The organism is Shewanella sp. 10N.286.52.C2, from assembly GCF_002874545.1.
In the GTDB taxonomy this organism is placed as follows: Bacteria; Pseudomonadota; Gammaproteobacteria; order Enterobacterales; family Shewanellaceae; genus Shewanella.
In genome coordinates, this window is record NZ_MCTV01000026.1 from 139,408 (window position 1) to 149,801 (window position 10,394).

Here is a 10,394-nt window from a genome sequence, read left to right on the forward strand (position 1 = left end):
ATGGGGGGCATTTTGCATTAAAGATGTTTTGTGAAAAACAGAGGTTTTTACAAATGATATTTGTTATAAATGCAATAAAGCTGATGAGCGATTGGATAAAGTTGAGGGAAATAGCATGCGAACAAAATCTGATGATTTAGCCATTTTACTAGCTGTAGTCGATACCGGAGGTTTTTCAGCGGCAGCAGAGAGCCTAGATATCCAAGTCGCGCGAGTATCCAGAGCGGTCAGTAAAGTGGAGAGTCAACTTGGGGTCACTATTCTAAACCGAACCACTAGACGTATTGAATTAACCGATGAAGGACGCCAGTTCATTGACTCTGTGCGGGTGGGATTAATGCAATTACAGCAGGCGGAAGAAGATATTATTTCCCGTGGGGAATTGCCCAAAGGCCGTTTACGTGTCGACGCGGCTAGTCCGTTTGTGTTTCATCAACTGGTGCCATTGGTGCAGTCATTTAATCAAGCCTATCCCGATATTGAGCTAGAAATAACCTCCAATGAAGGCATTGTGGATTTACTAGAAAAGAAAACCGATTTAGCAATTCGGATTGGTACGTTGAGCGATTCTACGCTACATGCTCGGTCGCTGGGTCGAAGCCCCTTGTATATTGTGGCTTCACCAGAATATATCTCAAAACGCGGGCTCCCCACTAAAAGCAGCGATCTTGCTCAGCATAATCTCATTGGATTTGTCGCCCCCAAAATTTTGAATGACTGGCCTTTAAAAGGTTTTACCCAACTAGACGCTTTGATGTCATCAAGTAATGGCGAAACCATTCGACAAATTGTGTTGGCAGGAAATGGCATTGCATGTCTATCAGGGTTTATGGTGAATAAAGATATTGCCGAAGGACGTTTAATTTCGCTGTTGGAGAGCGAAAAAATCAGTCATCCAAGAAGAGAACAAGTCAACGCTGTGTATTATAAGACTTCTTCTGTGGCCAAGCGGATCTCCGCTTTTATTGATTTTATTAAGCCAAAGCTAACCCTGTAACCCGCTTAAACAAACTGATTATTGCAATTTCTACAAATATCATTTGCCTTTATTGCTATAAATGATTGGTGACTCATTTGCTAGTATGCCCCTATCAAATGAAGAGGGCTCAACTATGTCACTATCACTATTTAAACCATTCACATTGGGTGGACTCACACTCAAAAACCGCATTGTCATGCCACCGATGACGCGTTCAAGAGCCAGTCAGCCTGGTGATGTCGCAAATGACATGATGGCAACCTATTACGCTCAGCGTGCCAGTGCAGGATTGATTGTGTCTGAAGGTACGCAAATTTCAGCGACGGCAAAAGGCTATGCATGGACCCCAGGTATTTACACACCTGAGCAGATTGCTGGTTGGCGTAAAGTGACAGACGCTGTGCATGCCAAACAAGGTGCTATTTTCGCGCAGCTTTGGCATGTGGGAAGAGTCACTCACCCAGATAACATCGGTGGTGAGCAACCGATTTCTTCCTCCGCATTAAAAGCGGAAAACGTCAAAGTATTCGTTGATAATGGCAGTGATGAACCTGGTTTTGTTGACGTCGTTCAGCCTAGAGCGATGACAAAAGCCGATATTCAGCAAGTGATCGAAGATTACCGTCAAGCCGCATTGAATGCCATTGAGGCAGGCTTTGATGGCATTGAACTGCATGCCGCTAATGGTTATTTAATTAACCAATTTATTGATTCAGAGGCGAATGATCGCACTGATGAGTACGGTGGATGTCTTGAAAACCGTCTTCGTTTTCTTGATGAAGTTGTTACTGCAATGGTCGATGCCATTGGCGCTGATCGCGTTGGTGTGCGCTTGGCACCTTTAACAACCCTCAATGGTACTGTTGATGCTAACCCTATTGAGACTTATACCGCTGCCGCAGCGTTACTCAATAAACATCATATCGTGTACCTACATATTGCTGAAGTCGATTGGGATGATGCACCAGATACACCCGTCTCATTCAAACGTGCAATGCGCAATGCTTTTCAAGGCGTGCTGATCTACGCAGGTCGTTATAATGCGGAAAAAGCAAAGCAAGCTATTGATGACGGACTGGCTGATATGATCGGCTTTGGTCGACCTTTTGTGGCGAATCCCGATCTTCCTGAACGTCTACTTCACGGCTACCCATTGGCAGAGCATGATCCAAACACCTTGTTTGGTGGTGGTGAGAAAGGTCTGATTGATTATCCAACGTATAAAGCTTAAGGGGGTAAGTATGTTTAAGGTATTTAAAGGTCACGGACTTGAGACTAGAAACCGTATCGCGATGGCGCCGATGACTCGTTCACGCACGTCTCAACCTGGTGATGTACCAAACGAGATGATGGCAACCTACTACCGTCAGCGTGCCAGTGCTGGACTCATTGTATCAGAGGGCACCCCGATCTCAGCGGCTGCACGAGGTTATTCGATGACTCCGGGCATTTATACCCCAGAGCACATCGAAGGCTGGAAAAAAACCACCCAAGCTGTGCATCAAGAAGGCGGAAAAATATTTACTCAACTTTGGCATGTGGGGCGACGCAGTCATTCTGATATTTCAGGTACTAAGCCGTTAGCCCCATCAGCGATTAAAATCCCAGATCAAGTATTTGGCCCACTAGCTGAAGGTGGCTTTGGGATGATTGAAACTGAAACGCCACGGGAGATGACGCTGTAAGACATTAAGAGCACGATTGCGGATTTTGTACAAGCGGGCAAAAACGCCATTGAAGCTGGTTTTGATGGCGTGGAAATTCATGCTGCGCATGGTTACTTGTTTGATACCTTTTTACGCTTAGAAAGCAACCAAAGAAGTGATCAATATGGTGGCAGCCAAGAGAATCGTATGCGCTTTCTGGTTGATACCTTACAAGCACTTACTGACGAAATTGGTGGGGAAAGAGTTGCGGTTCGTCTGTCTCCTCATATCGGAGAGGGTTTTGCTGGGGATGATGTTGAAATTGTTCCGCTAACGTTAGCATTGCTGGAAAAACTACAACCGATGAACCTTGCGTATGTGCATTTTTCAGAAAACATATCACGCTATGTAGAGGTACCTGAAGAGTTTCGCCAACAAGTTCGCCGAATATACTCAAACCCAATCATGGTTGCTGGAAAGCTGACCAAGCAATCAGCGCAACAGTTACTCGACAAGCAGTATGCTGATTTCGTTGCCTTTGGTACCCCTTTTGTAACGAACCCAGATTTAGTCGCCCGTTTGGCCAATGATAACCCACTGGCCGAGTTTGATGCTGACGCAAGACTCACCTTGTATGGTGGCGGAGCCGAAGGCTACATCGATTATCCTACTTATCAGGCATAGCAAAACTAGGCATCAAGGACTAACCACTCCTTGGTGCCTTCTCCTTTCTTTAAGCAAACGAGAATGCGATGGAACCCTATCAAATTTGGCAATATCAAACAGAGACACACAGTGTTATTTTAGGTAAGGCTGAAATACCAGCTTTAGATGACAATGAAATCTTAGTACAAAACAAAGCGATTGGTATAAACCCTGTCGATTGGAAATTTATTAAAGCCAATCCTCTAAATTGGCCGAATGGTCATGTTCCTGGTGTTGATGGTGCAGGCGTCATCGTACACGTAGGCTCTAAAGTTGACACCAGTCTCATTGGGCGTCGAGTGGCGTATCATGGCTCACTAAATCGCCATGGTAGCTATGCTGAATATACCGTTTTGAATGCTGAGCGAGTGATGACGCTGCCTGAGAGCCTATCATTTGAACTTGCAGCAGCGCTACCTTGCCCGATGCTTACCGCATGGCAAGCATTTGAAAAAATTCCATTAACCCGACAAAGAGAAGTGCTTGTCGTTGGTTTTGGCGCGGTGAATAATTTATTATCCCAGTTCCTTCTCGATGCGGGTTATATCGTTGATGTTGTCTCAGCGAGTCTGAGCGAAGAGCGAGCCCAAAAGCTAGGTCTTCGCCAAGTTTATCGAGAACAATCTCAAATCGACATGCAATACTTCGCCATTTTTGATGCCGTGAGTGGCGAAAATGCCGCCCATTTAGTACCACTGTTAAGAGCGAATGGACATATTGTCTGCATTCAAGATCGTATTGCTAAACCCATTGACCCGCCATTTACTCGCACTATTTCTTACCACGAAATAGCCCTTGGCGCGTTACATGATTTTGGTGATAAACAAGATTGGCATGCATTAATGCAAAATGGTGAAGCGTTACTTGAACGAATTACTAAAAGTGATGTTGAAATTAGTGCGCCCATCATATTCAATTTTGCAGACATGCCTGAGGCATTGACACATAGTGAATTTACAAAACTAAAAACTGTAATTACATTGAGTTAAACCGCACTATTTATATTTTTACTGGGAGCCACCATAGCTGACACCCTACACTTAACTTGGCTTAACTTGGCTTGGCTAGTTGTTCTTATCGTTGATGATGAGCAAAACTTATCTCTAGGACATGGACAAAAATCATGCTCTAAATGATTTTTGTCCCGTTATGAGCTACGAAGCAATCAGACTGTAGTGGTCAAGTATAGTCATAACTTATATTTTCCCCTATAAGCTAGAGCCTAACATTCGCAGCCTTAGCGTAATCGATTGATAACTTAGCTGATTTTTTAATATTTTTTGACAGTCTGTTATTGAGCTCGGGAGAAGGACAAGTTCATAGTTATTGAGCTGTTTTCTCGATGCTTTCCCCTCACGGCAAGCTTGCTTAATCCACTGATGATAAGTTGGGTAAGTAGCTTGCATATCAATTGAAACTCCCTCATTGGCTAATTCGATGTGAATCAACTGTTGTTTATCATCAATATCAGCTTGACTGCCTGAAGTTAAATAATGCGATACTCCCTCGGATATTGGTTGGTCATTGCTATCGTTAGTTACTTGAGTTTGCTCGATAACCCATACACCATGTTCCCCAATCACCGATACATGTTTATCAGCAATATTCACTAATAGCGCGGTATTCTCATCCACACCAAATCCCATTTCACTAGTAAGTGGAGGCGGTTAGCATTAACAATCTTATTTGCCGATCACGCTCAGAAAAATGCGTATCCATTATTCCATAAGGAAAGAAGCCTAACCCGCCCTTGGCACGATAGGTTACCGCCGTTGCGGGTATTTCCCCTTCACATTGATTTATTTCACATCGTTCACTCGGTGGTTTTTGATTAAATATTCCGTATTGCAGTGCGCCGTCACTGGTGTCAGTTTTTTACCTTAGGTTGTGCAATAGGCTTAATCGCCGGAATCACTCGTCGTCTTACCGTTAATGAAGTTGCCAATGCCTTTAAAAAAGGGGCTCAAGAGTTATTGCCAGCGGCAATGATTGTTGGGATGGCCAGAGGCATTGTGATTATATTAGGCGGTGATCAGGCGGATACACCATCTGTATTAAACACTTTGCTGCACTATACCGGTCTATTTTTAGGGCAATTACCAGAAACTGTTTCAGCGGTTTTTATGTATGTATTCCAATCCATATTTAACTTTTTTATCGCATCGGGCTCAGGCCAAGCAGCGTTAACTATGCCGATTATGGCACCACTGTCAGATATTCTGGGCTTACCTCGCCAAATTGCCGTATTAGCATTCCAATTAGGCGACGGCTTAACTAATATCATCATCCCAACATCTGCAGCGCTTATTGGCTGTCTTGGTGTCGCTAAAGTAGATTGGTTTATTTGGGCTAAATTTATATGGCGATTTATGTTGCTGCTAGTCAGCATTTCGATAACGTTTATGATTATTGCTGTAAGCATTAATTTTAGCTAAGGGTTTTCATGCAATTATTTAAAAATGCACAAGTTTATGCCCCAATGTATCTGGGTAAAAAAGATGTTTTGTTGGGCGGCGGTAAAATTATTGCCATTGAAGATTGTATTGAACTGGCTGCCAACTCATTTATTACTGTCATTGATGCTTCAGAGCTAATATTAACTCCTGGTTTTGTTGATTCTTTAGTACACATTACCGGTGGTGGTGGCGAAGGTGGATATACGACTCGCACGCCTGAAATGCACATAAACGACGCGATTAAGGGCGGCGTCACCACAGTGATAGGCGTTTTGGGGACGGATGCTCAAACCCGCAGTTTAGAAAATCTGCTAGCCAAAGCATATGCCTTAGAAGAGCAGGGATTGTCCGTTTTTTGTTATACCGGCTCTTATCATTTTCCCATGGTTACCGTTACCCAATCAGTTAAACATGACATTATGCTGATTGATAAATTTATTGGTGTTGGTGAAGTGGCCATTGCCGATCATCGCAGTTCGCAAATAACGGCACCCGAGATGGCTCGGCTCACATCAGAAGCAAGAGTGGCTGGTATGTTGGCCGGTAAAGTTGGGGTTGTCAGTGTTCATGTGGGGGATGAGCCCAGTAAACTCGCACTACTTGAACAGGTGATTAATGAGTTTGATATCCCCATTACTCAGTACTATCCAACTCATATTAATCGCAGTCAAGCGCTGTTAGAGTCTGGTATTGAGTTTGCCCTTAAAGGGGGAGTGATTGATTTTACCACCAGCACCACGGCACAAATCATTCAACAAGGAGAAATCCCTGCGGCAAAGGCATTGGCATTGGCACTTGAAAAACAGACTCCAATTAGCCAACTGACCATGAGCTCAGATGGTAATGCCAGTCTGCCGGTATTTGATGCTAAGAGTAACTTAATTGATTTACAGATGGGCCAAGTTAGCAGCCTACATCAAGCAATGGTTGATGCGGTTAAACAATTTAACGTGCCCATTGAGCTTGCTTTAGCCTCAATAACTGAGTCACCGGCAAACATATTAAGGTTGAGGCACAAAGGCCGGGTCGCTGTTGAAATGGACGGCGATATTAATTTATTAAATGCTCAGACACTGGCTATTGAAGCGGTATACAGTAAAGGAAAATTAGTTTTTTCTGAGGGGAAATCACGCCTTAACATTCCATTTTAATCATGATTTTAACGACGGTATTAGCTCAGACTTGAACTGACAGTTACCCATTTTAACTGGTGCCTGTTAATTTAGATTTGAGCTGAATTTTTCTCAGTCCAAATCCGTTTTCCATCAACTAATGTTTCAAGCAGAGTAGTAAGGGGTATCTTCTAAGCTCACGAGTGTTTCCCATGATCTGGTCATCATCTATCACCGATTATTAGCAATAACTAAAGCAAAGTTCAGTGCTGAAAATTTAGTCAATTGAAGTGGGCCATGTTATTACTCGTGCAAATTAACCCTAAATTACGGTTATCAAGAGTACCTGCATGAGTAACAGTTTTGAGTTAATGCAGTTGATCAGGCATCGGCAGTGGCACAATCACCGACGGCGTTAGGATGGCATACAGTTAACCCTGTGTGATCCACGAACATAGACTGAAGACAGGTGTCACGACACCAACGTTTACACAAGAAGGTAAGGTAGGCGCTGCTTATTGAAAAATAAGTAATCCACGGATATCAGCATGACAACCGACGAAATTACTTGCTTCATCTTCTGCGTTAACTCAATTCATTTTGGGTAAAGAATAAAATAGGCTTAAATCTTTAGGCCAAAACTATTGCGCTTTACTTGACGTGGGGAGTCATACCAACGCCGCCATAAAAGGCGAGCAACTTGTTGCGAGTCCAGCGCTGAAAGCGCGATTTTTAATGGCTTTGTTACATGTTTAAGTTGGAAAGCCATCATATTTTTTTGCCTTAATGCCAGCCTCATACCAAGGAGCATGTTCACTCCAAAATATATTATCTTGAGGAGAAATATTTGGTGCTGAATCTAAAATGCCTGCTGGTATCACAAGCGCTTTCCCAGAAATAGACAAATAAGGTACCGGCGAGCCACAATTTTTACAGAAAGCGCTAGTTATTGTTCTCCCAGGTAAATCATACCTTTTTACGCAATTTTCACCAGCTACCCATTCAATGTTCTCAGGCTGAGTGAATAAGTTTGAAACATGCGCTGAGCCTGTGGCTTTTTGACATTGAGAACAATGACATAGATGAAACTGCGAAAACGTATTTTCACATTTAAATTTCACCTCTCCACAAAGACAACTTCCGAATATTACTTCCATTCATTCACCTCTGAGGATTCAACATGTAACTTTTAAATAAGAGGCGCGGACATGTGGGCTAAAATCCGAACGAAGTGAGCAGCCCACATGTTTGCGTCCCAGCCCGTGCAGAGGGCGAACTTAATTTTTTTGTTATACCTTACACTATTCTTAATATTTCCGAATCACCGCTACTTTGCCATCTTCGATTTCCAAAACTTCCATCGTTGAGTAATGTAATTCTATGAGTTCATTTGTTTGAGGGTGTACTCCCTTGCTAGATGTAGTGTATGTAATGGCAATTGCATTGTGAGCGGGAATAACTTGCTTCAAGGTAGCTTCAAATACCGAATGAGAGCCCAAATAAAACAGCATCCCTTCGCGTATACTTTCTTTGCCGTCAGGTAATCGCGAATCATCTGAGTCGTAGGGCAAGTGTTGGTGGGCGACATCGGCCTTAAGGAAAGACAGGTAGTGCTCTAAGTCTTTTTCAGTAGCATCGGGAGATTGAGTTGCTGCCCATGCTGAAAAATACCTGTTACCGAGTTCGGATAAGCCTGTGTCTGCTATTGCGTTAAGAGACCAGAATAAAGTGACTAAAGAAAGTGTCCATTTTTTCATAAAAACCTCCACTGTTTAAATTAGGTATAACAGCTTATTGAACGGCTCGCCCAATAAAGCCGACCATTCAAGTTATTGATTAATATCATCCTACATTCACTATCTTCTTGATGTAAAGCCGTTTTATTTAGCTAGTAAAAGCGAGGTTGCGCGTTAAAAGTGGACTTAATATTCAACAGGAAATAAAAACACTTTTATTTCAATAAATTACAAAACAAACCAATTATTTTCCGTACAACTTTAGTTTACTTATTAGCCGATTTGACTTAAAAAACCCTAAAAACCATTACAACTGTTTTTATATACAGCGCACACAACATAAAGGTGGGAAATATGGTTTACAGAGGATACGTATCCGATATTTATAAGCCAGATACTAATTAAGTGTTAAGCAGTACGCCCCATCGAAATGATGCATTGCTCGTCTGGAATGCTGTGGCCACAGGTTCATACTTGAAACTAACTTTGGGCCAGGAATGAGCTACACACACCCGATCATCAAATATTATATTCAAGTTGCTCAATGTATTTGAGTAATGCCCTAGCCTGCATATCCTTCCCATAGCGGCCGTAGGTGATGTTTGGGTTTGCGTGGCCAACTATCTGCGCCACAATATGCTCACTGATATCCAAACGCTTAAACTCATCGATAAAAGTGTGTCGTAGACTATAAGCCGTTGGTCGTTGACTCGCTTTCATGCCAATGCAGGTTTGTAATATCGATAGGTGCTTACAATAGGTCTTTGACCAATCTTCCACTAACCCCACTGGTTTATAATTAAACAACTGGGGATGTTTTTTACGTGTTTTTACAAATTCAATAAAGCCCTGCTCTATCAGGGTTTGGTGGATTGGAATACTGCGTCTTGCATTGGCATTCTTAATACGTTGCCCTTTGCCGCTGTCATCAACGTTAATGCAATGAACACCTTCGATTATGACGATATCACTGGGCGTTAACTGACACGCCTCTGATGGCCTTAGGCCGCCATAAAGCATCAATCGGGTAACCCACTTAAAGTCCACTGTTGAAGCTTTAAATCCGGCTGAATGTATTAGCCTTTTTAAATCACTCGTATCCCAACGGTCTCTTTCTTGGTTGGCTTTAACTTTGGGCTTTTGCCCTACTGTCACATTTTCAAAAGGATTGTGGCTGCAGTAGTTCATTAACTTACACCACTTAAAAAACTGAAATACGGCCGCTAAGTATTCTTTATTACTTTTATAGCTTCTGCCCTGTGTGAGTAGCTCATCACGGTACTTCATCGCATCAGCCGAGGTAATATCGTTAACGCAAATAGCTTGGGTGCTTTTTGGTGACCGGTTGCCGATTGTTGGCAGTAACTTAATGAAGTGACAGGTTCGCTGTTCAAGTTGTTTAATAGAGAGTGGTCTAATGCCTGACTTCTCTTTTGAAGTTACAAACCCTGCTAGAGCATCATGTAACGTCACCACGGACATTGCTTGAGCGACAGCCGTGATCTCACGGTGTTGTGACAGCTTAGTGTCTCTGATGGGGATGCTATAACTTGCTGGCTTTGTACTGATGGTTGACTTGTTTTTCTCAAATTCACTGCGAAGACTGTTAATCACCTCATCAACATAACGAATAAAGTCATTAATACAGGTTTGATGGTCGATGTTATTGATGATTTTTTTCAGTGTGCCAGCGACATCGATATTACGAATAACCGCTTGTGCTCTGTCACGAGTCAACAAAGAAACTTTAATATCAAAAG

At 42.7% G+C, this 10,394-nt stretch carries 9 protein-coding genes and 1 pseudogene; 6 read left to right on the plus strand and 4 right to left on the minus strand.

From position 1 onward, the window contains the following. Window positions 1-115: 115 nt before the first annotated feature. The 4 genes and pseudogenes from BCU94_RS10795 (at window position 116) to BCU94_RS10810 (ending at window position 4,319) form a co-directional block, all read left to right on the plus strand. Complete coding sequence (locus BCU94_RS10795) at window positions 116-997, plus strand: LysR substrate-binding domain-containing protein (RefSeq protein WP_017062691.1); 882 nt, start codon at window positions 116-118, stop codon at window positions 995-997. Between the two features lie 115 nt (window positions 998-1,112). Next, entirely contained in the window at window positions 1,113-2,210 is a 1,098-nt protein-coding gene (locus BCU94_RS10800) for an alkene reductase (RefSeq protein ID WP_102476391.1), read from the plus strand. A gap of 10 nt (window positions 2,211-2,220) precedes the next feature. Beyond that, a pseudogene (locus BCU94_RS10805) lies at window positions 2,221-3,309 on the plus strand (alkene reductase). A gap of 68 nt (window positions 3,310-3,377) precedes the next feature. Next, window positions 3,378-4,319 (plus strand): zinc-binding dehydrogenase, encoded by a 942-nt coding sequence (locus BCU94_RS10810; RefSeq protein ID WP_102476380.1) that lies wholly within the window; start codon window positions 3,378-3,380, stop codon window positions 4,317-4,319. 219 nt (window positions 4,320-4,538) lie between these two features. On the opposite strand, the gene BCU94_RS10815 is transcribed toward BCU94_RS10810, so the two are convergent. Beyond that, a complete protein-coding gene (locus tag BCU94_RS10815) occupies window positions 4,539-4,964 on the minus strand; it encodes a hypothetical protein (RefSeq protein WP_133149786.1) in 426 nt (141 codons plus the stop codon). A gap of 216 nt (window positions 4,965-5,180) precedes the next feature. Between BCU94_RS10815 and BCU94_RS10820 the strand changes: the two genes are divergently transcribed. Then, the gene (locus tag BCU94_RS10820) at window positions 5,181-5,765 is read left to right on the plus strand and encodes an AbgT family transporter (RefSeq protein ID WP_241904988.1); all 585 of its coding nucleotides are present in this window, start codon (window positions 5,181-5,183) and stop codon (window positions 5,763-5,765) included. An 8-nt stretch (window positions 5,766-5,773) separates the two neighbouring features. After that, window positions 5,774-6,937, plus strand: a complete 1,164-nt coding sequence (iadA, locus tag BCU94_RS10825; protein WP_102476383.1) for a beta-aspartyl-peptidase — start codon at window positions 5,774-5,776, stop codon at window positions 6,935-6,937. Window positions 6,938-7,650: 713 nt separating this feature from the next. Here iadA and BCU94_RS10830 read toward each other — a convergent pair. From BCU94_RS10830 to BCU94_RS10840, 3 genes are all read right to left on the minus strand, one after another. Beyond that, entirely contained in the window at window positions 7,651-8,055 is a 405-nt protein-coding gene (locus tag BCU94_RS10830; protein WP_102476384.1) for a GFA family protein, read from the minus strand. 150 nt (window positions 8,056-8,205) lie between these two features. Then, window positions 8,206-8,655 (minus strand): nuclear transport factor 2 family protein, encoded by a 450-nt coding sequence (locus BCU94_RS10835; protein WP_102476385.1) that lies wholly within the window; start codon window positions 8,653-8,655, stop codon window positions 8,206-8,208. A gap of 498 nt (window positions 8,656-9,153) precedes the next feature. Then, on the minus strand, window positions 9,154-10,394 hold a 1,241-nt coding region (locus BCU94_RS10840), incomplete at its 5' end, for a site-specific integrase (protein WP_102476386.1).